Origin of the sequence: Vibrio sp. HB236076, from assembly GCF_040957575.1 — a bacterium.
Taxonomy (GTDB): domain Bacteria; phylum Pseudomonadota; class Gammaproteobacteria; order Enterobacterales; family Vibrionaceae; genus Vibrio.
Genome location: NZ_CP162601.1, coordinates 768,597 through 795,531, shown reverse-complemented (window position 1 = coordinate 795,531; position 26,935 = coordinate 768,597). Strand labels below are relative to the sequence as shown.

The window sequence follows — 26,935 nt, the reverse complement described above, 5'->3', positions numbered from 1 at the left end:
TTATGACCGTTTTATGACTCTTGATGATGTCTATTTTTAAGTCGTTTACTCAATGCCGGTTGAGAAATGCCTAACATTCTTGCCGCAATCGATTGATTGCCTTGCGAGCGCGACATCGCTTCGTCAATCAAAATCTCATTCATTTCTTGTAGGCTTGGCAAAGGCAAATCCGGGTCGAAACTGCGGTGCTCACTGTGCGCCTGAGCCATATTGACATGACGGTCGTCAATGACTTTGCGAAACACTTCCATCGACAACATATGACTTTTGTGCTGACTGACGGCGTCGTAAACCAATGCCTGTAACTCGCGGATATTGCCAGGGAAATGGTAGGTAGCCAACAGTGAAGGCAGTTGTTTGGGAAAGCTCGGGATTGGCTTATTCATCTCTTGCGCGGCCAAAGTGAGAAAGTGTTCAAACAACAACGGAATGTCTTGCTTTCGCTGCCGAAGTGGTGGCAACTCAACTTGGTGAGTACACAAACGAAAATACAAGTCATTGCGAAACTTGCCCTCTTGCACTAATTGCTTGAGAGATTGATGGGTCGCCACCACAATTCTCGCTCGGCTGCGCTTGGGCCTGTCACTGCCAAGTGGGTAATAATCCCCTTCTTGTAATAAACGCAATAGCTTGGTTTGTGAGGCATAACTCAAATCGCCAATTTCATCGAGGAACAAGGTGCCGTCCGCCGCGGACTCCACCATCCCCATGCGTTCTCGCTCTGCGCCAGTAAACGCACCGCGGCGATGGCCAAATAATGTATCGGCAAAGGCTTCGTCATCAATCCCCGCCACATTGACACTCACCAGTTTTCCTTTGCGACCACTTAAGGTGTGCAATGAGGTCGCGATGTGCTCTTTACCCACCCCACTTTCACCGTTGATCATCACTGGCTGGCCACTGCCCGCCACCGACTCAAGGTATTGAAATATCGAACGCATTTTCTTATCTTGAGTGATGATTTTTTCAAATACATCGGGGTGCTCGATGGTATCTGACAAAAAGCGACGACGCATGGCTTCGTTTTCCCAACGCATTTCTTGTAATGCAATGGCTCGCTTGATCCCCTCGAGTAATCGGCTTTCTTCGGTGGTTTTGACAAAATAATCGTAAGCACCAAGCCGGATGCAATCGACTGCGGTTTCAATTTGGTTCATGCCACTGACAATAATGACGCCAACAGAAGGGTGAGCGGCAACGATATCTTTGAGTAAGTCCAAACCACTGTGATGAGGCATATTCAAATCGAGCAACACCAATTGAATCTCGGGGTGGTCTGCCAAAGTCGATAATACTTTTCGACTGTCGTTGAGCGAGTGAATGTTATTGATGCCACCGCGTCGCTCTAATGCCATGGATAAACTGCGAATAAACGCCGGTTCATCATCGACCAATAAAATGCCAAATCTAGGGTAGCGTGTTTTATTCATGCTTGATTAATTTCCATCTTTCTCATATTTGGGCAGCCATAACGTCACCTCTGTGCCCTCGCCTGGCACGGAGAAAAACGCCAGTTGGCCTTGGTGTTCTTCGATAATGGCCGATGAAATTGACAAGCCAAGCCCCGTACCACCTTGTTCGCGTTTGGTGGTAAAAAAAGGATCGAACAGGCGCGCTTGATCTTGCTCATCGATGCCCTTGCCTTGGTCTTCCACTTTGATCCACAACCTGTCTTCGAGTTGACCTGTGCTGATCACAATCGCTTGTTGTGGGTGCTCTAGCGCCTGGCACGCATTGACGATCACGTTGATCATCACCTGTTGTAACCTTTGTGCCCGCCCCAAACAAAACAACGACTCGCTGTTATAATCGACGCGAAAGTTATCCGTGGATGTGCGTAACGTGCGCTCGGTCAATCGCACAGAGGTAGCCACCACCTCATTAATGTCGACCAAAGTATTGAGCTCAGCAGATTGATTATCTTGAGCTTCTTGGCGAGCAAAGTCACGTAAATCATCAACGATACGACGGATATGACTGGTGCCATCAATCATATCTTGCAACATGATCGGCAACTCCTGCTGCAGGCGCTGATAATCCATACCCGCCAGTTCAAGACCGCCGCGCTGCTGAGAATAATCGCTCAAAATCTCATCCGCATCGTGATAAAACTCCTGTAATACCGGTAAGTTAAGCAACAATAGACTGGTTGGATTATTGATTTCATGCGCGACCCCAGAGACCAGAATACCCAAAGAGGCCATTTTGTCAGCTTGAATTAATTGTTGCTGTTGAATTTGTAAGTCTTTGGTCCGCCTCGCCACTTGCTGGCTGAGGCTGCGATTCCAGACAATAATCACGCCAAAGACCAAGACCACCACACTGCCAATCGCCGCCACCCAGTACGTAATGGTTTGCCAATCGACTCGCGCTGGGGTAAACGCGCCAAACCATTTATCGTAAATTTGTTGCTGGCGGCCAGTGTTTTTTAAAATCGCCAAGCCTTGATTAAATTGTGACAGTAACTCTTCATTGCCTTTTAACACCCCAAAGCCGTAACGCTGTGAAGAAAATAAATTGCCTACCGGCTCAATGTTAGACAGCGCCAATGTCTCGCCCAAATACAAACCGGGCAAATTGGCAACAAAAGCGAAATCGTACTTGCCAGACGCCAGCAAACGCAGTGCCGCGGCATGGGTGTCAACATAAACTAATGTCGCCTTAAGCTCAGCGACATTGAGTTGCTCATCCATGATCCCCCCGCGCTGCAGCACCACCGATTTACCCACCAAGTCACTCAATGCACTCACTTTGGCATGACTGTCTTTACGGGCAAATACCGAATGGTGAATTAACGAATGGGGAGGCGAAAACAACATGGTTTGCGCGCGCAGTGCCGAATAAGACACCCCTTGTAACATGTCGATACGACCGCTTTCTAAGTTGCGCTTCATGGTATCCCAACTGCCGAGCTGTATGTCGACATCCAAGCCCATGACTTCTGCAATCGCTCGAGTCAACTCGGTATTGTACCCGTCGGGCTGGCCTTTTTTGTTGATAAATTCATAAGGAGGGAAATTGTGGTCACCGCCGACAATGATGGTCTCAGCAAACGCGGTATGAGACCAAACCAGAAAAAGGACGAATTTCCATATCATTGATTTAAAAAAGGTCACTTTACTGTACTTCCTGCACAGAGCGGCTCACATCAGGAGCGCTGCTCCGACATCAAACCGACAATTAACAAATAAGCCGTGATGATATCACAGCAAAAGGGCGAAATCTTTATCGCCCTTTCTTGTCAAACCCTCATAAAAAAAGCCAGTCACACGGTGACTGGCTTAGCAAATACCCACACTCATTACCGCGATTAAGCGGTAATTTTTGCGTGTAATTCCTGTACTGAGTTAACGCTTGCTTTGGCATCGGCCTTGTGGGCCAGACAAGTGGCAAAGGCCGCATTCAAGGTCGTGGTGTAGTTCACCTTCTCCGCCAATGCACCGCGGCGTAGCACTTTTGAGTCTTCAATCGCTTGACGACCAGCAGCGGTATTGACGATGTAGGTGTACTCATTGTTCTTAATGCGATCAAGAATATGAGGGCGACCTTCGTGAACCTTATTTACCAAGCGAGGGTTGATGCCCGCCTCACCGAGTACCACCGCGGTGCCATGGGTTGCGTCAAGTTGATAACCTAGGTCAATCAACTGCTTGGCAACTTCAACAATGCGTTTCTTATCGCCTTCGCGAACCGACAAGAGTGCGCGGCCGCCTTCTGGGTAGACGTTACCACAGCCGAGTTCGGCTTTGGCAAACGCTTCAGCAAAGGTTAGCCCTACGCCCATCACTTCACCGGTTGAGCGCATTTCAGGGCCCAACAGCGGATCAACACCCGGGAACTTGTTAAACGGCAGAACCACTTCTTTGACTGAGAAGTAAGGAGGAATGATTTCCTTGGTAAAGCCTTGCTGTTCTAGCGTTTGACCGACCATAACGCGAGCGGCAATTTTCGCCAGTGGCGCGCCAGTAGCTTTCGAAACAAACGGTACCGTACGAGCAGCGCGAGGGTTAACCTCAATCAGGTAAACTTCGTTGTCTTTTACCGCAAACTGAGTGTTCATCAAACCGCGTACACCGAGCTCAAAGGCCAGTTTAGTGACTTGTTCGCGCATCACATCTTGAATTTCTGCGCTTAACGTATAAGCCGGTAGAGAACACGCTGAGTCGCCCGAGTGAACCCCCGCTTGCTCGATGTGCTCCATGATACCGCCAATCACGACGCGCTCACCGTCACAAATCGCATCAATGTCGACTTCGATCGCATCGTCGAGGAAGTGGTCAAGCAAGACAGGTGATTCATTCGACACACTGACGGCTTCGTTGAAGTAACGGCGCAAATCGGCTTCGTCGTAGACAATTTCCATCGCGCGACCACCGAGAACATAAGACGGTCGAACCACCAAGGGGAAGCCGATGACTTTTGATTTCTCAATCGCCTGCTCCATCGTCGTGACAGTGGCGTTTTCTGGCTGCTTAAGACCTAAGCGCTCAACCGCTTGTTGGAAGCGCTCACGGTCTTCAGCGCGGTCAATCGCATCGGGGCTAGTACCAATAATAGGCACGCCAGCCGCTTCGAGTTCGCGCGCCAATTTCAGTGGCGTTTGACCGCCGTATTGAACAATAACGCCCTTGGGTTTTTCGACGCGAGCAATCGCCAGTACGTCCTCTAAGGTAACCGGTTCAAAGTACAAGCGGTCAGAAGTATCGTAATCGGTTGACACCGTTTCTGGGTTGCAGTTGACCATAATGGTTTCGTAACCGTCTTCGCGCAGTGCCAGTGACGCGTGCACACAACAATAATCAAACTCAATCCCTTGACCGATGCGGTTCGGACCACCGCCCAGTACCATGATCTTGTCTTTATCCGTTGGGTTTGCTTCACACTCTTCATCGTAAGAGGAATACATGTAGGCGGTGTCAGAAGAAAATTCTGCGGCACACGTATCTACGCGCTTGTAAACCGGGTGAATGTCAAACTGATCGCGCAAACGACGAATTTCACTTTCTGCGACGCCAACCAGTTTTGATAGACGAGTATCAGAGAAGCCTTTGCGTTTCAAAGAGCGAAGTAATTCTTTTGTCAGACCAGCAAAACCGGTGCTGTGCAGATCCGCTTCCAATTTGATGATGTCTTCGATTTGCACCAAGAACCATGGGTCGATGTTGGTCAATGCAAACACGTCATCGACACTCATGCCCGCGCGGAACGCATCGCCGATGTACCAAATGCGCTCGGCACCGGCTTCTTGTAGCTCTTGACGAATTTTCTTCATCGCTTCAGGGTCGTTGAGATCCACCATCTCGTCGAAACCACTCGCGCCAACTTCAAGGCCGCGCAGCGCTTTGTGCAAAGACTCTTGTTGGTTACGACCAATCGCCATCACTTCGCCAACCGATTTCATTTGCGTTGTCAGACGATCGTTTGAACCGGCAAATTTTTCAAAGTTAAAGCGTGGGATCTTAGTCACGACATAGTCAATGGTCGGCTCGAACGACGCCGGCGTCGCGCCACCAGTGATGTCATTCATTAGCTCATCTAGGGTAAAACCAACCGCCAGTTTCGCTGCGACTTTGGCAATCGGGAAACCCGTGGCTTTTGATGCTAGCGCCGATGAACGAGAAACACGTGGGTTCATCTCAATGATGACCATGCGACCATCGTCAGGGTTGATACCAAATTGAACGTTCGAACCGCCGGTTTCAACGCCGATTTCGCGCAGCACGGCCAAAGAGGCGTTACGCATCAATTGGTATTCTTTATCGGTCAGTGTTTGCGCCGGCGCAACCGTGATAGAGTCACCGGTGTGGATGCCCATCGCATCGAAGTTTTCAATCGAACACACGATGATACAGTTGTCGTTCTTGTCGCGAACCACTTCCATTTCATACTCTTTCCAGCCGATCAATGACTCATCGATCAACAACTCATTGGTTGGCGATAAATCGAGGCCTCGAGTACAAATTTCTTCAAATTCTTCTTTATTATAAGCAATACCACCCCCGGTGCCGCCCATGGTAAAAGAAGGTCGGATAATACAGGGGAAGCCGACTTGTTCGAGAACTTGATAAGCCTCTTCCATGCTTTTCGCCGTATCCGCTTTCGGACACTCAAGACCGATCGATTTCATCGCTTTGTCAAAGCGCGAACGGTCTTCGGCTTTGTCGATGGCATCCGCGGTGGCACCGATCATTTCAACGCCAAACTCGGCGAGTACGCCTTGACGCTCAAGCTCTAGAGCACAGTTCAGTGCCGTTTGTCCGCCCATGGTTGGCAACACGGCATCTGGACGCTCTTTCTCAATAATGTTGCGCACCACTTGCCATTGAATTGGCTCGATGTAGGTGGCATCGGCCATTTCTGGGTCTGTCATAATGGTCGCCGGGTTCGAGTTGACCAGAATAACGCGGTAGCCTTCTTCTCTTAAGGCTTTACAAGCTTGTGCCCCTGAATAGTCAAACTCACACGCTTGACCGATAACAATAGGACCCGCACCTAGGATTAGAATACTTTTAATGTCTGTACGTTTTGGCATGATTACGACTCCAAATTAAGCGCGGTGTTGCTGAATCAGTTCAATAAAATGGTCAAATAAAGGCGCAGCATCGTGCGGCCCTGGGCTTGCTTCAGGGTGACCTTGGAAACTAAACGCCGGTTTATCTGTGCGGTGGATCCCTTGTAAAGAACCATCAAATAAAGACTTATGTGTCGCCTTTAAATTGGCTGGCAAGGTTGCTTCGTCCGCGGCAAAGCCGTGGTTTTGCGAAGTGATCATGACCACATCACGCTCTAAATCTTTCACCGGATGGTTGGCACCGTGGTGACCAAATTTCATCTTCACGGTCTTCGCGCCTGACGCCAGAGCGAGAATTTGGTGACCTAAACAGATACCAAAAACAGGTAACCCTTTGTCCAAGAATACTTTTGTCGCTTCAATAGCGTAAGTACATGGCTCTGGGTCACCTGGGCCATTGGATAAAAAGACACCGTCAGGATTTAACGCCAAGACGTCTTCTGCAGACGTTTCTGCCGGCACAACCGTAAGGCGACAGCCACGGTCAACCAACATGCGTAAGATATTGCGTTTGGCACCAAAGTCGTAAGCGACGACGTGATATGGCAATTCTTCAGCGCTTTTATCTGCAGGTAACCCGCCAGTCAGTGTCCAAGAGCCTTGTGTCCAGCTGTAACTCTCTTTGGTTGAGACCACTTTGGCCAAATCCATCCCTTTCAGACCCGGAAAGGCTTTGGCTTCAGCCAGCGCTTTTTCTACATCGAGGTTATCGCCGGCAATGATACAACCGTTCTGAGCGCCTTTCTCACGAAGCACGCGAGTCAACTTACGCGTATCGATATCGGCAATGCCGACAATGTTTTGTGAGATAAGGTAGTCTGACAGGGTTTGCTGACTGCGGAAGTTAGAAGCGATAAGCGGTAAATCGCGAATGATCAGGCCTTGAGCGTGAATGGCGGAAGATTCTTCATCTTCAGAGTTGGTTCCGGTATTGCCGATATGGGGATAAGTAAGCGTAACGATTTGTTGAGAATAAGAAGGGTCAGTGAGAATTTCTTGGTACCCCGTCATCGAGGTATTAAAAACGACTTCACCAACGGACGTACCTTCTGCCCCTATGGACACGCCGTGGAACACTGTCCCATCTTCTAGGACTAGCAGTGCTGATTTACTCAAGACAACCTCCGGAATAAAAATGCATAAAAAATAAATTAAGTTGCAAAACCCACCTCCCTAAAACCTTAAAAATACCGAATTAGGGATTGCAGACAAATTGGCGTCATTCTAGATTCGGCTATGAAACATGTCAATAATTAACTTAAAACTGACGATAATTTTCTTCACTCGCCCAAGAAAACGGCACTTAAAGCGCCAAAAGTGGCACAAAACTCATGACAAATGACTTATTTGCAAGCTTATTCATTTTTACAATCCATAAATGGTTTCCTTAAGGACCAGAAAAAACAAACCAAAAAAAGCAAACGTTTACCAAAGCAAAAGAGCACTTATTTTGCGAGCCTGGGCAAAAAACAAAACACTAAGCAATATAAAACACAAACAAGTCAGTCGATAAAGTACAAAAATTAACCACCAACAGACTGAGCGTAAAATTGTAGACAAAAAAAACGCCGACCTAAGTCAGCGCATAATTATGTAATTTAAATCTCATTTAATCCCAACACATCGGTCATGCTATAAAAGCCTGCCGGTTGCTTGGCCAACCAAATCGCGGCTCTGACCGCCCCGTTGGCAAACGTCATCCGATCCGTGGCTTTATGGGTGATTTCAACTCGCTCACCGATATCGGCAAACATCGCCGTGTGTTCACCAACAATATCGCCTGCGCGAATGGTGGCAAAGCCTATTTCATCTTTGGTGCGCTCGCCGGTGATGCCCTCACGAGCGTAAACCGCAACGTCACTTAACTTATTGCCCATGGCACCGGCAATGGCTTCGCCCATTCCAATCGCGGTACCAGATGGCGCATCAACTTTGTGACGATGGTGAGCCTCTACGATTTCAATATCGCAGTAATCCCCCATGACTTGAGCGGCTTTTTCGAGTAATTTAAACACCAAATTGACCCCGACACTGTAATTTGGCGCCATCACCACGGGGACAGTTTTTGCGAACTCATCAATCTCAAGACGCTCTTGCTCGCTAAAACCGGTTGTGCCAATCACAATGGCTTTATTGTGTTGCTGACACAGTGCTAAGTTGGCTAATGTGCTGGCGGGCGCCGTAAAGTCGATCAAAACATCAAAACTGTCGATAGCCTGACTCAAGTCATCAATAATCGCGACCTGCCATTGACCCTCAGCGATCAGCTCTCCTAAATCGACACCGACTAATGAAGAGCCAGGTCTTTCGGTACCAACCGTACATTCAGCCTGAGTATTGAGATGTGTGGCCTTGGTGAGGTTGCGGCCCATTCGACCACCGGCACCAGCGATTGCAATACGTACCATTGCAGATTTTCTCCCTGTAAAAAAATGTCACCCGCGTCATACGGGGGGTTGTCGATTAACATAAACTATCGCGGCTTGTGAATCTAGCGCTGTTTGCCACTAAATTGTGACATGACTTGCTCAACGATCGGTTGATTGGCGGTTGGAAAGTCAAATTGAGCCAATTGCTCGATAGCTACCCACTGCCCTTGCTGGCCTTCTTTGCCAAAGGGTTGCCCTTGGAATTTATCCACTAAGATAAAATCAAACACCAAAGCTTTATCTGGGTAATCATAATCAAAATGCGCAAAGACACTTTGCTCAGTGACCGTAATCCCCACTTCTTCTTGCAGCTCTCGGTTGATCGCCACCTCAATGGTTTCTTGCGCTTCCACTTTACCGCCGGGAAACTCCCATAAGCCTCCTTGGTGTGCGTCTTGAGCACGCCGCGTGATAAAAATGCGATCGCGTTGTGGGTGTAAAATGATGGCAGCAACAATATGGGTTCGTTTTTTCATGACGAAGATCTTATCCGTTGAACAAAAAAGCCATCTTAACCAATGCCCTAAAACATTCCTAGTCGCCAGCCCTGCGCCGTACACATCGGAGGGCTTAACCGCCAAATACCTGGCAAAAAAAAGAGCCGCAATCGCGACTCTTTTTGGGTTTGGTTTCTCAGATCATGAAATACGGCCACAGCACTGCTTGTACTTTTTACCACTGCCACAAGGACAAGGTTCATTTCGGCCAACTTTGCGCTCATCGCCTTCTGACTCTTGAGCGTTTTCATCACCGTGTTGTACCTGGGCTTGGCGAGCGACGGCTTCGGCTTGAGCTTGACGCTGCTCTTCCATACGCTCCACTTCTTCTGGTTGCTGTACGCGAACTTTAGACAGCACCATGATCACATCGCTTTTCAACGAATCGAGCATTTGACCAAACAGTTCAAACGACTCGCGCTTGTACTCTTGTTTTGGGTTCTTTTGCGCATAACCACGTAGGTGGATGCCTTGACGCAAGTGATCCATTGCCGCCAAGTGCTCTTTCCACAGCGTATCTAAGGTCTGTAACATCACGGACTTTTCAAAGTTACGCAGTACGTCAGCGCCAACCAATTGCTCTTTTTGCTGATAGATTTCTGACGCTTGCTGCAAGATTTTCTCACGGAGCACTTCTTCGTATAGCTTGTCATCTTCGTCGAGCCATTGTTGGATTGGCAAATCGAGATCAAAGTCGTGCTTCAAACGCTCTTCAAGGCCCGCAACATCCCACATTTCTTCAAGCGATTGCGGCGGAATATAACTGTCGATCACTTCGCCGATCACTTCGGTGCGGTTTTGCTCAATCACGTGGCTAATGTCGTTAGAGTCAAGTAGCTCATCGCGCAGCTCGTAAACCACTTTGCGTTGGTCGTTAGCAACGTCATCGTATTCGAGAAGCTGTTTACGAATGTCAAAGTTACGCCCTTCGACCTTGCGTTGCGCCTTCTCAATCGAGCGAGAGAGCATCTTACTTTCAATCGCTTCGCCCTCTTCCATACCACTTTGGATCAAACTCGCCATGCGGTCGGAAGTGAAAATACGCAATAAGCTGTCTTCCATCGACAAATAGAAACGCGATGAACCGGCATCACCTTGACGACCGGCACGGCCGCGCAACTGATTATCAATACGACGTGATTCATGACGCTCGGTACCGATAATGTGCAAGCCGCCCGCTTCAAGTACTTGCTCGTGTACCGCTTTCCACTCGGCCTTAATGGCTTCAATCTGCTCTTCGGTCGGCTCTTTAAGCGCTTCAACACGCGATTGCCAACTTCCGCCCAATGAAATATCGGTACCGCGACCCGCCATGTTGGTGGCGATAGTCACCGCCCCTGGCATACCGGCGTTGGCGACAATTTCGGCTTCTTTTTCGTGGAACTTAGCATTGAGTACGTTGTGCTTGATCTTGGCTTTTTTCAGCGCGTTCGACAGCAGCTCAGATTTTTCAATCGACACCGTACCGACCAAGACCGGCTGACCTTTGGCGACTTTCTCTTTGATGTCTTCAATAATGGCAGCGAATTTGTCGGCTTCGGTGCGGTACACCACATCCGCCATGTCATTGCGGATCATGGGGCGGTTGGTTGGGATCACCACGGTGTCTAAACCGTAAATCGACTGAAATTCGAACGCTTCGGTGTCGGCCGTCCCTGTCATGCCAGACAGTTTGTCGTAGAGGCGGAAATAGTTTTGGAAAGTGATCGACGCCAGCGTTTGGTTTTCGTTCTGGATTTTCACCCCTTCTTTGGCCTCAACCGCCTGGTGTAAGCCCTCAGACCAACGACGTCCCGGCATAGTACGACCGGTGTGCTCATCAACGATGATCACTTCACCTTCGTCAGAGACAATATAATCGACATTGCGCTCGAATAAGACGTGAGCGCGAAGCGCGGCATTCACGTGATGAAGCAAGGTAATGTTAGTCGGCGAGTAAACGGTATCGCCTTCTTCCATCAAGCCGTGTTTTATCAAAAGCTCTTCGACGAACTCTTGACCGTTCTCACTGAGGTAAACTTGTTTGGCTTTTTCATCCACCGTGTAGTGACCATCGCCGCGGTACTCTTCCGAGTCTTCTTTTTCTTGCTCTTGCAGCTCAGGGATCAAGGTGTTAATGCGAGTGTATAGCTCCGAGCTGTCTTCAGCAGGGCCAGAGATAATCAAAGGGGTACGCGCTTCGTCAATTAAAATTGAGTCAACTTCATCGACCACGGCAAAGAAGCGATCGCGCTGTACGCGGTCTTCCTTGCGAAAAGCCATATTATCGCGTAAGTAATCGAAACCAAATTCATTGTTGGTGCCGTACAAAATATCACATTGGTAAGCCGCTTGTTTTTCTTGTGGCATCATATTAGGAACGTTGACACCCACCGTGAGTCCTAAAAACTCAAACAAAGGACGGTTGGTTTCGGCATCGCGCTTAGCGAGGTAGTCATTGACCGTAACCACGTGTACGCCTTTGCCCATCAAGGCATTGAGGTACACAGGTAAGGTCGCGGTCAAGGTTTTACCCTCACCGGTACGCATCTCGGCCACTTTGCCTTCATTGAGCACCATACCGCCAATCAATTGCACATCGAAATGACGCATGCCAAACACGCGCTTTGACGCTTCTCGTGCTGTGGCAAACGCTTCGGGAAGCAATTGATCTAGGGTTTCACCCTTTTCAATACGCTGACGAAATTCAACCGTTTTTGCTTTTAATTCATCATCTGATAACGATTCAAACTCGGGCTCATAATTGTTAATTTCTTTGACGATTTTTCTTAGGCGACGCAGTGTCCTGTCATTGCGACTGCCAATTACCTTTGTCAGTAGCTTAGTTATCATTGCTTATGAATCTCTCTGTCTTGACCAAAATCGGTCTCTAAAATGGCTATCAGTCTCTGTCAGTGGTTAACTAAGAATACTGAGAACGAATATGTAACTTAGGATATGGGGGTTGTACTGCCCTTTTTCAAGCTCTAGGCGTTACGTGACTCTAGTGTAAGGATTTTTTTTACTGACCTCCACATTAACCGCAGCGAAAAGGCAATTTTTCATCATTTCTGCAGCCATCGCATAGGCATTTTGAAAAAAAACTCGCTATCCGTGGCGCATTTTTCTAAGATGAACAACGAAAGTCAAATGAGGATCAAGCATGCGTGATCACCGTCCAACCGAAAGCAGCCAATTACTTACCCAGCAAGGCTTACAGGGCATACAGCAGCGCTCAAAAGACATTTTGGCTTTGCAACAAGCCCTACAGCAGTGTTTGCCTGCCCATACGGCAAAACTTTGCCGTGCCGCCAATTTACGCAATGGTCAGGCGATTGTCGAAGTGGCGAGTGCGTCGCTTAAAATGAAACTCAACTATGACAGACTGCGTATCATTTCGGCCTTGCGCCAACAAGGCTACCCACAATTGACCGGTCTAGACATTGTCATTAACCCGGCACTTTACGCCCAATCGAATGCGCTCGAGCAAAGCCAAAAACCGCGGCAAACACGCCGTACGATGTCCGCGCAAACCGCACAAATGCTCGACGAGTTAGCCGAAAATGCATCGCCAAAATTAAAAGCGCAATTGCAAAAACTCGCGGCCATGGGTAAAAACAACCGGTAACCATCGATAGCGAGCCCGCTCACGCAGACAGCAGGCATAAAAAAACCAGGCTCATGGCCTGGTTTTTATTAGGACGGCGTTTACGCCATCACAAGATTCGGTGCAGCAAAGGTCACTGGCGATTTTTCTTCTTGCTCGAACGTCGCCCATTCCCACGCTTCTTGGTCAGCCAACACGGCACGTAACAACTGGTTGTTGAGACCGTGGCCTGATTTAAACGCTCGGAACTCACCCAAAATGGCGTGACCGCACATATATAGGTCACCCACCGCATCAAGCAGTTTATGGGTAACGAACTCGTTATCAAAACGAAGGCCTTCTTCGTTGAGAATGCGGTAGTCGTCGAGCACGATAGCACAGTCAAAGCTACCACCAAGGCATAGGTTTTGCGACTGCAAGTACTCGATGTCTTTCATGAAACCGAATGTTCTTGCGCGAGATACGTCGCGGATAAAGCTTTGCGATGAGAAATCGAATTTCAGACGCTGCTCGTTGCTTTCGATCGCTGGGTGATTGAAATCAATTTCAAAATCCATACGAAAACCGTTGAAAGGCACAAACTCAGCCCACTTATCACCATCTTCAAAGCGAACCGGCTTTTTAATGCGAATAAAGCGTTTCGCCGCAGATTGCTCTTCAATACCCGCTTGTTGGAGTAAGAAGACGAATGGACTTGCACTGCCATCCATAATAGGAATTTCTGGTGCATCCACTTCGACGATGATGTTATCGATACCCATACCCGCGAGCGCCGCATTTAAGTGCTCGACGGTAGAAACACGAATACCTTCGTCATTGACCAGCGCAGTACACAGCATAGTGTCTCGTACTGACTGTGGGTCAGCCGGGAACTCAACCGCCGGAGATAAATCTGTACGACGATAGATGATGCCAGTGTTTGCAGCAGCTGGGCGAAGTGTAAGTGTGACTTTACGTCCAGAGTGAAGACCCACTCCAGTCGTTTGCACCGTTTCTTTCAACGTACGTTGTCTGATCATTTCATTGCCTCATAAAGTGCTACAAATCACGGCCATTACGACCTGACCGTGAATCCTACCACAATTTTGAACAGTGTCAAATTCGACCTGCATCACAAAATTGCTGCCTCAAACCGATTAATCAGCCTGACGACGTAAAAATGCAGGAATATCCAAGTAGCCACTTTCTTTTTCTGTCTTCGGTGCCGCGTTGCTGTTGGGCGCTGAAGACGAAGAGCTAGAAGCCGCTGGCTGTGGGTTTGCAGGTTTTTCTTGCAATCCTTGTGCCGGCTTTTCCTCAACTTTCGCAGCCAATGGCGCTTGTTGTTGAGGCGCTGCAGGTTGTGCAGCCGGTTGTGGCTTGCTGCCCGACACTAGCGTAATGTCTGGCTTGCGCTCATTACCAATTCCCGTTGCCACGACCGTGACGCGAATTTCATCACTCATGTCTGGGTCAAGCGACGTACCGATAACCACGGTGGCATTGTCTGATGCAAACGCTTTGACCGTGTTACCCACAGTCTCAAACTCATCAAGACGCATGTCCAAACCAGCAGTAATGTTAACCAGTACACCACGCGCGCCCGCCAAATCGATGTCTTCAAGCAGTGGGCTAGAAATCGCCATTTCAGCGGCTTCTTCTGCGCGATCTTCACCTTGAGCAATACCGCTGCCCATCATCGCGTGTCCCATCTCTGACATCACAGTACGCACGTCGGCAAAGTCGACGTTAATCATGCCAGGACGAGTAATCAATTCCGCAATACCTTGTACCGCATTTTTAAGCACGTCATTCGCACTGGCAAAGGCTTCGAGTAAAGTCACGCCTCGGCCGAGCACTTTGAGCAATTTTTCGTTCGGGATTGTGATCAGTGAATCGACGTGTTTAGACAACTCATCAATACCTTGCTCAGCAAACGCCAAACGCTTTTTGCCTTCAAAGCTGAACGGCTTGGTCACCACGGCTACGGTTAGTACGCCAAGTTCTTTGGCAACCTCAGCAATGACAGGTGCAGCACCTGTTCCTGTACCACCGCCCATACCAGCTGCGATAAAGACCATATCGGCACCGCTTAAAGAACCTTTAATTCTTTCTTTATCTTCAAGTGCCGCATCGCGACCGACTTGAGGGTTGGCGCCGGCTCCTAAACCTTTGGTGATGTCACCACCGATTTGGATAACGTTGCCTACACTGGTTTTTTTCAACGCCTGAGCATCGGTATTAACGCTGATAAATTCAACGCCTTCAATCGATTCTCTGACCATATGCTCGACGGCGTTACCACCGCCACCGCCTACTCCAACGACCTTGATTACGGCATCGTCAGACATTTCCATCATCGGTTCAAACATGTGTTATCTCCGTTTTCCCTGCAATTCAGGTTAAAACTCTTTTTGAATCCAGTTACGCAATTTGGCAAAAAAACCAGGTAATGAAGACGACCGTTTAGGCTCGTTAAAATCATTGTCATCGGTTGATTGCATGTCCTTCGCGTAATGAAGTAATCCTACTGCCGTTGAATGATACGGCTCCTTAACATAATCAGTAAGCCCACCCACTTCGAGGGGCTTACCAACGCGTACTTGATTGCGGAATACGCGCTCCGCACATTCGACGAGCCCTTCAATCTGTGCTGCCCCTCCGGTCAGCACCACACCAGCGGCCAAGTGATGCTTAATGCCCTCTTGACGCAGTTTAGATTGAACGGTGTCAATCGTTTGGTTAACCAATCCCATCAGTTCAGTGTAGCGGGGTTCTATCACTTCTGACAACGTTTGACGTTGTAAACTTCGCGATGGACGCCCCCCAACACTGGGGACATTAACGGTATCGTCTTTGCTGACTAACTCGCTTAGCGCGCAGCCATACTTGACTTTAATTTCTTCAGCATCGCTCACTGGCGTGCCAAATGCAAAGGCAATATCACTGGTAACGGCATTGCCGGCATAAGAAAACACTTCGGTGTGCCTTAATGCGCCGCCGGTCCAAATGGACACGTCCATCGTCCCCGCACCAATATCGACCACGCACACACCCAGTTCTCGCTCGTCTTCTGTGATCACCGCATTACTGGCCGCCAAGCCAGAAAACACCAATTGCTCGACATTGAGGCCGCAGCGCTCAACCGCTTTAATAATGTTGCGTGCCATGTCGCTGTGACAGGTAATCAAATGGACACTGACTTCCATTCTCACCCCAGACAACCCCAGCGGATTTTTGATGCCCTCTTGATAGTCTATGGTAAATTCTTGAGGAATCACATGAAGAATTCGCTGTTCTTCACCAATTTTTATCGATTTTGCTGTATGGATAGCACGATCCATGTCTTCTTGAGACACTTCTTCATCGGTAACCGTACCCATACCTTTTTCAATTCGGCTGGCAATGTGCTTACCCGATAGGGATAAAAACACATCGGAAATTTGGCATTCCGCCATCAACTCCGCTTGGTCAATCGCGCGTTGAACCGACTTGACCACGGACTCCAGGTCGTTAACCCCACCTTTGTCCATTCCGCGCGACGGACTACTCCCGGCGCCAATAATATTTATTTGACCATCAGGTAAGACTTCACCGACTAATGCGGATACGGTTGCCGTGCCGATATCAAGACCAACAACTAAATTGTCATCTCCGGTCATGGTTACTCTCTATTTTGTTTATCATCTTGGGCTAACCAACCAATGGCCGCCCCGGTATCGTAACGCAAATCAACATACGCCACTTGGTCGGTTTTTTCGCCGAGTTGACGATAAAGAAAAACAAAGCGTTTAATTCGCTCTTTTAATGCATCTTTACCAAGCTCTAAACGAACGCCATTGTTCAGCGTCAACTGCCATGCTCGCCTGTCATTCAAAGACAAAGCGCGAATACTCAGGCCCAGTGGTGTAAAATCAGCGGCCACATCCCGATAAGTACTCAACACCAACTCAGACGACGCCACCGGCCCGGACAATTGCACTAACGGTGTATCAATGCGGTGAATATCGCCATCAAACACCAATCCTTTGCCATTTAACAAGGCATTGCCATTCCAAATCGCACTCGGATGGTGCTCAGTAATAAACACCTTAATCACATCTGGCCATTGCTTGCGAATCGACGCGTGAGCCACCCAAGGAATCGTTTCGACGCTTTTTTGCAGCACAGCGATGTCTTGGGACATAAAGGTTCCGATGTGATCGATGCGACCGAAGGCGTTTTGCACTTGTTTTGCATCGACGTAATGCAAATCACCTTGCAACACGATTTTCGACAATGGCAGGCGTTGGTCGTCCCACATCCAACTGACCGTGCTGTAAAGGCTAGAGCCAATCAACAGCGCGACAAAAGCAAAAAAACTCAATCCTAGTGATTGTTTTTTCAGAGCCGCTGGCGCAGGAAGAACCCGCTTTAACGATAAATTATCGGCAAACACCACACGGTTCCTTTCTTCTCACTCGATTCAATCTGCTGTGCAACTCAAATAAAAAATGAATGGCCCATAATTGAATTATACTGAGCTCATGGCCATCTTCAATCGCTCATGAGCATAAATAACAGATTTCAAGCATTTTTTTTACTTTAAATCCAATTAATGAGAACTCTATTGCTATCAAACGGTCTTCATTTGCTGGATATCAAGTTTCAAAGCAGCCAGATTTTTCGCTACTTTACCCACATCGCCGGCCCCCTGTGTCAATACCAAGTCACCATCTTGCAGCACATTGGCCAACACATTGGGCAAGGAAGCCACTTCGGCGACAAAAATAGGCTCAACCTGACCGCGCGCTCGAATCGTACGGCACAATGCCCGGCTATCTGCACCGGCGATCGGCTGTTCACCTGCAGAGTACACATCGAGCATCAAAAGGACATCCACTTGTTCAAGTACATTGGCAAAGTCATCGTACAAATCGCGCGTCCGGCTGTAGCGGTGCGGCTGGAAAATCATCACTAAACGCTTATCCGGCCAGCCGTTGCGAGCGGCTTGAATCGTGACGTCCACCTCAGTCGGGTGATGGCCATAATCGTCGACCAACATGACCTGTCCCTTACCGGTGTCAAACTCACCTAAGTGATCAAATCGACGCCCAGTGCCTTGTGTCCCTGCCATCGCGGCCAAGATCGCCTCATCACTGATGTCGTCTTCGGTGGCAACAGCAATCGCGGCGGCGGCGTTTAAGGCGTTGTGACGGCCGGGAATATTGAGTGTGATCGCCAGATCATCACGGCCGTTGCGAACCACAGTAAAGCGCCCTTGTTGACCCACTTGCTGATAATCGCGAATTTGCACATCGGCCAAACTCGAAAAACCATACGTGATCACCTGACGACTGATCTGAGGGATCAGCTCGCGGATCACCGGATCGTCTAAACACATGATCGCCTGGCCATAAAACGGCAGTTGATGCAAAAAGTCGACAAAGGTTTGCTTTAGAGTAGTAAAGTCTCCGCCGTAGGTATCCATGTGATCCGCTTCAATGTTAGTCACTATGCTGACCATGGGCTGTAAGTGCAAAAACGACGCATCACTTTCATCGGCTTCGGCGATTAAAATACGGCTTGATCCCAAACGCGCATTGGTCCCAGCACTTTTCACTAAACCGCCATTAACAAACGTCGGATCGAGCCCCGCTTCAGAATAAATCTGGGTAACCAAAGCTGTTGTGGTGGTTTTACCGTGTGTTCCCGCCACCGCAATACCGTGACGAAAACGCATTAGCTCCGCCAACATTTCAGCGCGGCGTACAATCGGAATGCGCTTCTCTTTGGCGCGCAAAATCTCAGGGTTTTCATGGTTAATGGCACTCGACACCACCACCACACTGGCCTGGTCGACGTTCTCGGCGTGATGGCCGATAAACACTTGAGCCCCTTTTTCTTGTAGATGACACGTGACCGGGTTTTTGGCTATATCAGATCCACTGATGTGGTAGCCTTCATTGAGCAAGACTTCGGCAATACCACTCATTCCCGCGCCGCCAATGCCAATAAAATGAATGCACTTCACACGACGCATCTCGGGAATAATGGTGCGAATTTGGGCAATATCTTGTGTGTGTTCTACCACCATAAGGATCTCTTTACTCTGCTACTGGCTGACGACAAAGCCAGTGATGATTGTCGATGTCGTCTATGGTTGCTAAACGTCTTGTCACCTTGAGGCTCTGCGCCCGGCAAGAGGACAAACGGCCTTGGTTTAAAACCTCGAACGCCTTCAAAGCCCAACGGATGTTGCTCATTGGGCTTGATTTCCCACTAGGGACTTGGCACCCCGTGTCGGTGACCCAATCTGAAATGGCAAAACCTCAGCGACCATTGAATGTATAGGTTATTTAGACAACTGCACAATCGCTGCTGCAACGCGTTGTGCGGCATCGGTTTTTGCCTGTTGCCTGGCTTTGGCGGCCATCACTTGCAACGCTTTGCGATCCAACGATGACATCTGATTTGCCAACGACTCCGGCGTTAGGTCGGGCTGCTCGATCATCAAGGCTGCCCCCGCTTCCACTAAGTGATCGGCATTGAGCGCTTGCTGGCGGTCTTTGTGCATAAAGGGAACAAAAATGGCTCCCAGCCCGGTCGCCGATAGCTCTGAGACCGTCAACGCCCCCGAGCGACAAACCACCACATCCGCCCAAGCATAAGCCTCAGCCACATCATGGATAAATTCGGTGACTTGAACCTCGCCAACGCCCTGCTTTTGGTAGGACTCTGTCACACTTTGGGCATTGCCTTTACCCGCTTGGTGACGTACTTGCCAGCCTTGGCCCAATTGACCGAAGGCTTCGGGGACAACTTGGTTGAGTATTCGAGCCCCTTGACTGCCTCCCATGACTAAAACGCGCAGCGATGAGTCACCTCGCTTTGCAAAACGCGCCTGTGGGTCGTCAAGGGTCAGCAAATCCTCACGCACCGGGTTACCAACGACGTCTGCATTGGCAAACGCACCGGGAAAAGCTTGAAAGACTCGCTTGGCAATTTTAGCTAACCAGCTATTCGTCAACCCCGCGACGGCGTTTTGTTCATGTAAAACCACCGGTATTCCAGACAGCCAAGCTGCGACCCCACCGGGCCCACTGACGTAACCGCCCATCCCCAAGACCACATCCGGCTGCCAAGCTTTGATATGGCGACGCGCTTGTACGATGGCTTGCAAGATCTGCCACGGTGCGACCAACCGCTTTTTGAGCCCTTGACCACGCAGGCCTTTGACTTTGATAAAATCGATATCAATACCGTGTTTAGGTACTAAATCTGCTTCCATCCGATCGGCAGTGCCAAGCCAACGAATTTGCCAGCCTTGTGACTGCAACTGTTTGGCCACCGCCAAACCTGGAAAAACGTGACCACCGGTCCCACCGGCCATCACCAACAGACGCTTTGCGGCCTGAGTATTATTCTGCTTCATTATTATCTACCTGTTGAAGGCGGTATTCGTGATCGACGCGCAGCAGCAAGGCCACCGCCACACTCATGACCACCAAACTCGACCCGCCGTAACTGATCAGAGGCAAGGTCAAGCCTTTCGTCGGGACCATACCGGCGGCGGCACCGACGTTAACCAAAGTTTGGAAAGCAAACCAAATCCCGATAGCAAAAGACAAATAGCCACCAAAATACATGTCTTGCTCAAAAGCGCGCTTGCCAATTTTGATGGCTTTAAATACCAAACAAAAAATCAAACACAAAATGGCGAACACACCAACAAACCCCAACTCTTCACCGATCACCGCAAAAACAAAATCGGTATGGGCTTCGGGCAGGTATTCAAGCTTTTGAATCGAATTTCCTAGCCCTTGCCCAAACCATTGACCACGACCAAACGCCATCAGCGATTGCGTCAGCTGGTAACCACTGCCAAACGGGTCTTGCCAAGGATCCAAAAAAGACGTCACTCGTCGTACCCGATAAGGCTCGACAATAATCAAGCCAACCACGGCTACCACGCCAGTCAACATCAAGGCAATAAATTGCGACAGCTTAGCACCGGCAATAAACAGCATGCCAAACACGGTAACCAGCATCACGATCACCGTGCCTAAATCTGGCTGAAAAAGCAGCAATAGTGCTAGGGCACCAAACACCGCTATCGGCTTGAGAAAGCCGCCAAAAAAAGTGGAACGCACTTCATCTTGTTTGCGGACTAAATAGCTCGCCATAAAAACGAACAAAGCCAACTTAGCCACTTCGGCAGGCTGTAGGTTAAACAAACCCAGTGGGATCCAGCGCGACGCACCATTGACGGAGTTACCAACCGCTAACACCACCAACAACAAAAACAAAGCCACCCCGAGTAAATAGCCACTGTACCGATACCAGTGATACAAACGCACTTGTAAAACCATCACCGCCGTAAAAAGCGCAATGGCCAAAAAAGACGCATGGCGAAACATAAAGTGAAAAGGGCCTTCGGTCAGTCGAATACTGACCGGAAACGACGCCGAGGTGACCATAATAAGGCCAATACTCATCAAACCCAGCGCAATCCACACCAACTGACGGTCAAACAACGCCTGAGGACTGGCTCGATTTAACCATTGCCAAAGTGATTGTCTCAATGATGAAAACTTCACAATCGACTATTTCCCATACTGCTCAGCCAACTGCACAAAAGCTCGGCCGCGCTCGGCAAAATTGGCGTATTGATCCAAACTGGCGCAAGCCGGTGAAAGCAACACAATATCGCCGTGCTTTAATTGACCCGCAATACTGGCTACCGCTTGTTCCATATCTTGAAACACACGAGCATCGCTCGCTAACGCCGCCAGTTGTGGACCGTCTTTGCCAAAACACAATAACGTCACTGGCAGCGTATCGAGCAGTGGAGCGAGCGAAGAAAAATCCGCGCCCTTGCCTTCACCGCCGACTAATAAATACAACTGGCCCTGACACTCCAAGCCAGATAACGCCGCTTGAGTGCTGGCAACATTGGTTGCTTTGGAATCATTAATCCATTTAATGCCATGATTATCAACGACAACCTCACATCGATGTGTCAAGCCAGAGTAAGTTTGTAATGCGGGCAAAACCAATTGAAGATCCAAAGACAAACTCGACACTAAGGCCAACGCCACCAGCGCATTGAGGTAATTGTGTTGACCGATCATCGACAGCGATTGCGCCGCCACTAATGGCGTCTGATCAACACTCAAATAGCGCTGCCCTTGGTGCTCGACAAAGCCAAACTCTTGATCGTTTAGGCCAAACGTGATGGTCTTTTGCAAGGCCTTTTGAGTAAGTTGACAACTTGGGTAGGTGGCGCGATCTTCTCGATTGACGATCGCTAACTGTGCATGGCGAAAAATACGCTGTTTCGCCGCGCCATAATGAGCAAAACTGGCGTAACGGTCCATGTGATCTTCGCTGAGATTGAGATACGCGGCGGCCACTAAAGCGAGATTGAACGTGGTTTCCAGCTGAAAACTCGACAGTTCAAGGACATAAACGTCACAGTCTTGAGCGAGTAAATCCAATGCAGGCGTTCCAATGTTGCCACCAACACCAACGTTGAGGCCCGCCGCGCGCAACAAGACGCCAGTGAGATCGGTCACGGTACTTTTTCCATTTGAGCCGGTGATGGCCAAGACCGGTTTGTCGACCGCTTGAGCAAACAACTCAATATCCCCGACCACATCGATACCCGCACTGATCACGGTTTGAATTTGCTCTGTGGCCAGGGCAACACCCGGTGTGGTTACCACTAAGTCCGCTTGCAGCAACCAGTCCATTTGCCACTCGCCAAAGCAACTTTCAATACCGGCAGGCAGCGCCTCAGCCCCGGGCGGAGTGAGGCGTGTATCAATCACCTTGATGTCAACGTGAGGCGCAACGCGCTTAACATAGTTGACCACCGATAAGCCAGTGATCCCCAATCCTACCACCACTAAGTGATGACATTGTTGCCACGTCTTCATTGCCCTTTTCCTCACTGCCCGTTTAGCGAACTTTTAGCGTTGCCAAACCAATTAATACCAACACAATAGAAATAATCCAGAAACGCACAATCACTCGCGGTTCAGGCCAGCCTTTTAGTTCGTAGTGGTGGTGGATCGGTGCCATGCGAAAAATGCGTTGCCCTCTCAATTTATAAGAGCCGACTTGCAAAATAACCGACAGAGTCTCAATCACAAACACTCCGCCCATGATCACTAACACCAATTCTTGACGCACTAATACCGCAATGGTACCCAAGGCACCACCTAAGGCCAGTGAACCAACATCGCCCATAAACACTTGTGCTGGGTAAGTGTTAAACCACAAAAAGCCAAGGCCAGCCCCGACAATGGCAGTACACACCACCACCAGCTCGGACGCGTGTGGCACAAAAGGCAAATGCAAATAGTCAGAGAAGTTGGCATTGCCCGTTACCCAAGCAATCACAGCGAAGCCTGCAGCCACCAGCACGGTCGGCATAATGGCTAATCCGTCAAGCCCATCGGTTAAATTGACCGCATTGCTGGTACCGACAATCACAAAATAGGTCAATACGATATAAAATAACCCCAGTTGAGGCATCACGTCTTTGAAAAACGGCACCACCAATTGAGTTGCTGGGCTATCGTGACCAATCGCATACAAAGCAAACGCGACGACAAGAGCGATCACCGATTGCCAAAAATACTTCCAGCGCGCGACCAAACCATCGGTGTTCTTTCGCACCACTTTGCGATAATCATCGATAAAACCAACCACGCCGTAGCCAAATAAGACAAACAAGACAGCCCAGACATAAGGGTTAGACAAGTCTGCCCACAACAAGGTGGTGATGCCGATGGACGCCAGTATCATCACCCCGCCCATGGTCGGCGTACCTCGCTTACTAAAATGCGACTCTGGGCCGTCGTGGCGAACCACTTGACCAATCTGCATCATTTGCAAGCGCTTGATCAAACGCGGTCCCATCCACAAGGATAGAACCAGTGCGGTCAAAATGCTTAAAATCGCTCGAAACGACAAGTATTCAAACAAGCGAAAAAAAGAAAAATATGGCTGTAGCAATTCGGCAAGCCAAATAATCATGCGTAGTTCTCCTTCAAAGCGTCAGCAACGTTATACATCCCTGCACTGTTCGCCCCTTTGATTAATAATGTATGTTGAGCCTGCGGCTGTGCAGCAAGTTGTTGTTCTATGTAGTCAATCATACTTTGGTGACACGAAAAATGTCGCCCCTGACACACCTCACTGATCACTTTGGCCTCCTCGCCAAAAGTCAGTACCTGCTCAAACGCAAATTGAGCAGCATATTCGCCAACTTGGCGATGAAGTTCAAGGCTTTGTTGACCTAACTCCGCCATATTACCTAAAATCAACCAACGCTCAGATGCAAATGATGCCAAAACATCCACTGCCGCCAACATCGCCGGTACACTGGCATTATAGCTATCGTCAATCAAGTTAATCTTGTCGGTGAGCTGTTGCGCGTTCACTCGCCCCTTGACAGGCTTAACCAACTGTAACCCACTGGCGACTTCACTCAGGGTTGCGCCCATTTCGATGGCAATGGCACTGGCAGCAATGGCATTACTGACGTTGTGTTGGCCAAGTAACGACAGCGCAATGTCTTGCTCGCCAAGGGGCGTTTTGAGGGTAAACGACGCACAGCCTTGCGCGTTAAGTACCACGTTTTGCGCGCCGTAATCCGCTGGTTGTTGGACAGACAAGGTGATCACACGGCGCTTGGCAAAATGCGTTTGCCACCAATCTTCGCCGTGGCTGTCTAGGTTGACCAAGGCCACGCCCTGCTCTGAAAGCCCTTGGTAAATTTCCCCTTTCGCTTGTTTGACCCCATCAATAGAGCCAAACCCTTCTAAGTGCGCCGCTGCAACATTATTGACTAGCGCGATGTCGGGTTGTACCCACTGTGTGGTCAACGCAATTTCTCCGATGTGGTTAGCACCGAGCTCAATGACTGCATAATCATCATTTGGCGTTGAACGCAATAACGTCAGCGGCACACCGATATCGTTGTTAAAATTGCCTTGAGTAAAAAGCACGCGTCCTTTTTGGCCCAAAATACTGGCCACCATTTCTTTGACGGTCGTTTTGCCGCAGCTGCCAGTGATGGCGACGGTTTTATCATGGCATTGACGATGCACATAAGCGCCGAGCTGACCGAGCGCTTGACGGGTATCGGCCACGACGATTTGAGGGGAGCCCCCTTCAACATAACGCTCGACCAGTAATGCACTCGCCCCTTGTTCAATCGCTTGGCCGGCAAATTGATGGCCGTCGAAACGCTCGCCGACTAACGCAATAAACAAACTGTTATCGCTGATCTGACGAGTGTCCGTCGACACGTGCTCCACAACAAGATCACCGCCGTGTAATTGGCCATTTAACTGTTTGGCGATGTCCTTTAAGCGCATTGGAATCATGGTGTCTCCTCCAACAACAAACGTGCCGTATCGCGATCGGAATACACCACTGTCTGCCCGTTGATCACTTGATAATCTTCGTGTCCCTTGCCGGCCAATAAAATCACATCATCGGCGCCAGCCTGCGCTAGCGCTAGTGCAACCGCGGCATAGCGATCTAATTCAACCAAGGCTTTTTGCGGTTCACTCATGCCGGCGAGAATGTCATTGACAATGGTCATGGGATCTTCTGAGCGCGGGTTGTCATTGGTCACGACCACGTTATCGGCTTTTTGCTCAGCAATCTTGGCCATCATGGCACGTTTACCCGTATCGCGCTCGCCACCACAGCCAAAAATACACCAAAGTTGACCACGGCAGTGGCTGGCTAAAGCCTGCAGTGCTTTGTCTAGGGCATCTGGCGTGTGGGCATAATCAACCACTATTTTGGCTCTATCTGGCGCTTGAAAGAGCTCCATCCGCCCTATCACTGAGCTCAGTTGATTGGCCGTGCTGAGCAAACGCGCTAAAGGAATGCCCAACGCCAATAAGCTGGCTAACGCCAACATCACATTCATCGCGTTGAATTCACCAATGAGTGGCACGGTCAACTCACCGCGGCCCCAATGGCCATCGATGCTCAGTTCAAGACCGTGATCGCGATACACCACGCTTTCGGCCCACAGTGCCTTCTCAGCCGTCACCGCACCTTGCAGTGAGACCGCAATGGCATCAGGTCGCTGCTGAAAAAACTGCGCCCCCACCGGGTCATCGACATTGAAAACGGGTTGCGCGCATTGATGAGTGGTAAACAGCAACTGCTTGGCTTTGGCATACTCTTGCATACTGCCGTGATAGTCTAAGTGATCGCGGCTGAGGTTACTAAAAACAGCCACTTGATAATGCAAGGCTTTGACCCGTTGCTGCACTAAACCGTGTGAAGACACTTCCATGACGGCGAAATGCGCGCCTTGTGCGGCAAAGTCATACAAGGTGCGCTGAATATCGACCGCGTTACCCGTGGTGTTGACGCTCGGGGTCAGCTCGGGCAAAAACCCATTGCCGGTCGTGCCCATCACCGCACAGGGGCGCGCCAACAAGCCAAGCCATTGTGCAATCAACTGGCTAATGGTGGTTTTGCCATTGGTACCGGTAACGCCAATCATGGTCAGTTCATGAGGGTAACGCTGGGCGGCCACAGCCGATAAATCGCTGGATAAGCGATACCACGAGATGATGGGGATATCTTCAACCCATTGTACGTGGCCATGCTCAGTGGGCATGTCACATTCACTGAGAACCGCCACCGCACCTGCGTCTATCGCCTGAGGAATGTACTGGCGGCCGTCGAGTTGATGACCTTGAATGGCAATAAACAGCGCGCCTTTAGACACCTCGCGGCTGTCTAAGGTCATCGACCGAACTTGGATGTCCTCACAGCGCGCTTCGAGGTGATGAATCCAAGGTCGGATGCATTGAGATAAAGAGAGTGAAGTTAACATGACATCTCCAGT

20 protein-coding genes are annotated in these 26,935 nt (G+C 49.5%); 1 reads left to right on the top strand and 19 read right to left on the bottom strand.

What is annotated here, in order from left to right; all coding sequences use genetic code 11:
* Nucleotides 1-11: 11 nt before the first annotated feature.
* The 7 genes from AB0763_RS03530 to secA form a co-directional block, all read right to left on the bottom strand.
* Nucleotides 12-1,430, bottom strand: coding sequence for a sigma-54 dependent transcriptional regulator (locus tag AB0763_RS03530; RefSeq protein WP_306101171.1), 1,419 nt, complete (start codon nt 1,428-1,430; stop codon nt 12-14).
* 6 nt (nt 1,431-1,436) lie between these two features.
* Nucleotides 1,437-3,116, bottom strand: a complete 1,680-nt coding sequence (locus tag AB0763_RS03525) for a transporter substrate-binding domain-containing protein (protein WP_306101170.1) — start codon at nt 3,114-3,116, stop codon at nt 1,437-1,439.
* Nucleotides 3,117-3,310: 194 nt separating this feature from the next.
* Nucleotides 3,311-6,532: a carbamoyl-phosphate synthase large subunit gene (gene carB / locus AB0763_RS03520; protein WP_306101169.1), complete on the bottom strand. Its 3,222-nt coding sequence runs from the start codon at nt 6,530-6,532 to the stop codon at nt 3,311-3,313.
* A gap of 15 nt (nt 6,533-6,547) precedes the next feature.
* The gene (gene carA, locus AB0763_RS03515; protein WP_306101168.1) at nt 6,548-7,687 is read right to left on the bottom strand and encodes a glutamine-hydrolyzing carbamoyl-phosphate synthase small subunit; all 1,140 of its coding nucleotides are present in this window, start codon (nt 7,685-7,687) and stop codon (nt 6,548-6,550) included.
* Nucleotides 7,688-8,169: 482 nt separating this feature from the next.
* The gene (dapB, locus tag AB0763_RS03510; RefSeq protein WP_306101167.1) at nt 8,170-8,979 is read right to left on the bottom strand and encodes a 4-hydroxy-tetrahydrodipicolinate reductase; all 810 of its coding nucleotides are present in this window, start codon (nt 8,977-8,979) and stop codon (nt 8,170-8,172) included.
* A gap of 83 nt (nt 8,980-9,062) precedes the next feature.
* Nucleotides 9,063-9,476: an 8-oxo-dGTP diphosphatase MutT gene (gene mutT / locus AB0763_RS03505; protein ID WP_306101166.1), complete on the bottom strand. Its 414-nt coding sequence runs from the start codon at nt 9,474-9,476 to the stop codon at nt 9,063-9,065.
* A gap of 162 nt (nt 9,477-9,638) precedes the next feature.
* A complete protein-coding gene (gene secA / locus AB0763_RS03500; protein ID WP_306101165.1) occupies nt 9,639-12,329 on the bottom strand; it encodes a preprotein translocase subunit SecA in 2,691 nt (896 codons plus the stop codon).
* A gap of 310 nt (nt 12,330-12,639) precedes the next feature.
* On the opposite strand from secA, the gene AB0763_RS03495 reads away from it, so the two are divergent.
* Nucleotides 12,640-13,104 (top strand): DUF721 domain-containing protein, encoded by a 465-nt coding sequence (locus tag AB0763_RS03495; protein ID WP_306101164.1) that lies wholly within the window; start codon nt 12,640-12,642, stop codon nt 13,102-13,104.
* Between the two features lie 80 nt (nt 13,105-13,184).
* On the opposite strand, the gene lpxC is transcribed toward AB0763_RS03495, so the two are convergent.
* The 12 genes from lpxC to murE form a co-directional block, all read right to left on the bottom strand.
* Nucleotides 13,185-14,102, bottom strand: coding sequence for a UDP-3-O-acyl-N-acetylglucosamine deacetylase (gene lpxC, locus AB0763_RS03490; RefSeq protein WP_306101163.1), 918 nt, complete (start codon nt 14,100-14,102; stop codon nt 13,185-13,187).
* Between the two features lie 117 nt (nt 14,103-14,219).
* Nucleotides 14,220-15,434, bottom strand: a complete 1,215-nt coding sequence (gene ftsZ / locus AB0763_RS03485) for a cell division protein FtsZ (RefSeq protein ID WP_306101162.1) — start codon at nt 15,432-15,434, stop codon at nt 14,220-14,222.
* A 30-nt stretch (nt 15,435-15,464) separates the two neighbouring features.
* The gene (gene ftsA, locus AB0763_RS03480) at nt 15,465-16,724 is read right to left on the bottom strand and encodes a cell division protein FtsA (protein WP_306101161.1); all 1,260 of its coding nucleotides are present in this window, start codon (nt 16,722-16,724) and stop codon (nt 15,465-15,467) included.
* Between the two features lie 2 nt (nt 16,725-16,726).
* Nucleotides 16,727-17,500 carry a cell division protein FtsQ/DivIB gene (locus tag AB0763_RS03475; RefSeq protein WP_306101160.1) on the bottom strand — a complete coding sequence of 258 codons (774 nt, stop codon included), beginning with the start codon at nt 17,498-17,500 and terminating at the stop codon, nt 16,727-16,729.
* A 177-nt stretch (nt 17,501-17,677) separates the two neighbouring features.
* Nucleotides 17,678-19,138, bottom strand: a complete 1,461-nt coding sequence (murC, locus tag AB0763_RS03470; protein ID WP_306101159.1) for a UDP-N-acetylmuramate--L-alanine ligase — start codon at nt 19,136-19,138, stop codon at nt 17,678-17,680.
* 10 nt (nt 19,139-19,148) lie between these two features.
* On the bottom strand, nt 19,149-19,307 hold the full coding sequence (locus AB0763_RS03465; protein WP_306101158.1) for a hypothetical protein: 159 nt from the start codon (nt 19,305-19,307) through the stop codon (nt 19,149-19,151).
* Between the two features lie 89 nt (nt 19,308-19,396).
* On the bottom strand, nt 19,397-20,476 hold the full coding sequence (gene murG / locus AB0763_RS03460; protein WP_306101157.1) for an undecaprenyldiphospho-muramoylpentapeptide beta-N-acetylglucosaminyltransferase: 1,080 nt from the start codon (nt 20,474-20,476) through the stop codon (nt 19,397-19,399).
* On the bottom strand, nt 20,463-21,644 hold the full coding sequence (gene ftsW / locus AB0763_RS03455; RefSeq protein WP_306101248.1) for a cell division protein FtsW: 1,182 nt from the start codon (nt 21,642-21,644) through the stop codon (nt 20,463-20,465). Before ftsW ends, murG begins: the two co-directional genes overlap by 14 nt.
* Nucleotides 21,645-21,647: 3 nt before the next feature.
* Entirely contained in the window at nt 21,648-22,982 is a 1,335-nt protein-coding gene (gene murD, locus AB0763_RS03450) for a UDP-N-acetylmuramoyl-L-alanine--D-glutamate ligase (RefSeq protein WP_306101156.1), read from the bottom strand.
* A gap of 22 nt (nt 22,983-23,004) precedes the next feature.
* Complete coding sequence (gene mraY / locus AB0763_RS03445; RefSeq protein WP_306101155.1) at nt 23,005-24,087, bottom strand: phospho-N-acetylmuramoyl-pentapeptide-transferase; 1,083 nt, start codon at nt 24,085-24,087, stop codon at nt 23,005-23,007.
* A complete protein-coding gene (gene murF / locus AB0763_RS03440; protein WP_306101154.1) occupies nt 24,084-25,442 on the bottom strand; it encodes a UDP-N-acetylmuramoyl-tripeptide--D-alanyl-D-alanine ligase in 1,359 nt (452 codons plus the stop codon). The genes mraY and murF overlap by 4 nt, the downstream gene beginning before the upstream one ends.
* Nucleotides 25,439-26,923 carry a UDP-N-acetylmuramoyl-L-alanyl-D-glutamate--2,6-diaminopimelate ligase gene (murE, locus tag AB0763_RS03435; protein ID WP_306101153.1) on the bottom strand — a complete coding sequence of 495 codons (1,485 nt, stop codon included), beginning with the start codon at nt 26,921-26,923 and terminating at the stop codon, nt 25,439-25,441. Before murE ends, murF begins: the two co-directional genes overlap by 4 nt.
* Nucleotides 26,924-26,935 lie beyond the last annotated feature (12 nt).

Excerpts from the sequence above, each read along its gene's own strand:
- murD (WP_306101156.1), bottom strand. The coding sequence starts at position 22,982 with ATGAAGACGTGGCAACAATGTCATCACTTAGTGGTGGTAGGATTGGGG.
- murC (WP_306101159.1), bottom strand. The coding sequence starts at position 19,138 with ATGGTGGTAGAACACACACAAGATATTGCCCAAATTCGCACCATTATT.
- ftsA (WP_306101161.1), bottom strand. The coding sequence starts at position 16,724 with ATGACCGGAGATGACAATTTAGTTGTTGGTCTTGATATCGGCACGGCA.
- ftsZ (WP_306101162.1), bottom strand. The coding sequence starts at position 15,434 with ATGTTTGAACCGATGATGGAAATGTCTGACGATGCCGTAATCAAGGTC.
- lpxC (WP_306101163.1), bottom strand. The coding sequence starts at position 14,102 with ATGATCAGACAACGTACGTTGAAAGAAACGGTGCAAACGACTGGAGTG.
- carB (WP_306101169.1), bottom strand. The coding sequence starts at position 6,532 with ATGCCAAAACGTACAGACATTAAAAGTATTCTAATCCTAGGTGCGGGT.
- AB0763_RS03465 (WP_306101158.1), bottom strand. The coding sequence starts at position 19,307 with ATGAGCAACATCCGTTGGGCTTTGAAGGCGTTCGAGGTTTTAAACCAA.
- mraY (WP_306101155.1), bottom strand. The coding sequence starts at position 24,087 with ATGATTATTTGGCTTGCCGAATTGCTACAGCCATATTTTTCTTTTTTT.
- murE (WP_306101153.1), bottom strand. The coding sequence starts at position 26,923 with ATGTTAACTTCACTCTCTTTATCTCAATGCATCCGACCTTGGATTCAT.
- AB0763_RS03530 (WP_306101171.1), bottom strand. The coding sequence starts at position 1,430 with ATGAATAAAACACGCTACCCTAGATTTGGCATTTTATTGGTCGATGAT.
- dapB (WP_306101167.1), bottom strand. The coding sequence starts at position 8,979 with ATGGTACGTATTGCAATCGCTGGTGCCGGTGGTCGAATGGGCCGCAAC.
- AB0763_RS03495 (WP_306101164.1), top strand. The coding sequence starts at position 12,640 with ATGCGTGATCACCGTCCAACCGAAAGCAGCCAATTACTTACCCAGCAA.
- secA (WP_306101165.1), bottom strand. The coding sequence starts at position 12,329 with ATGATAACTAAGCTACTGACAAAGGTAATTGGCAGTCGCAATGACAGG.
- murG (WP_306101157.1), bottom strand. The coding sequence starts at position 20,476 with ATGAAGCAGAATAATACTCAGGCCGCAAAGCGTCTGTTGGTGATGGCC.
- murF (WP_306101154.1), bottom strand. The coding sequence starts at position 25,442 with ATGATTCCAATGCGCTTAAAGGACATCGCCAAACAGTTAAATGGCCAA.
- mutT (WP_306101166.1), bottom strand. The coding sequence starts at position 9,476 with ATGAAAAAACGAACCCATATTGTTGCTGCCATCATTTTACACCCACAA.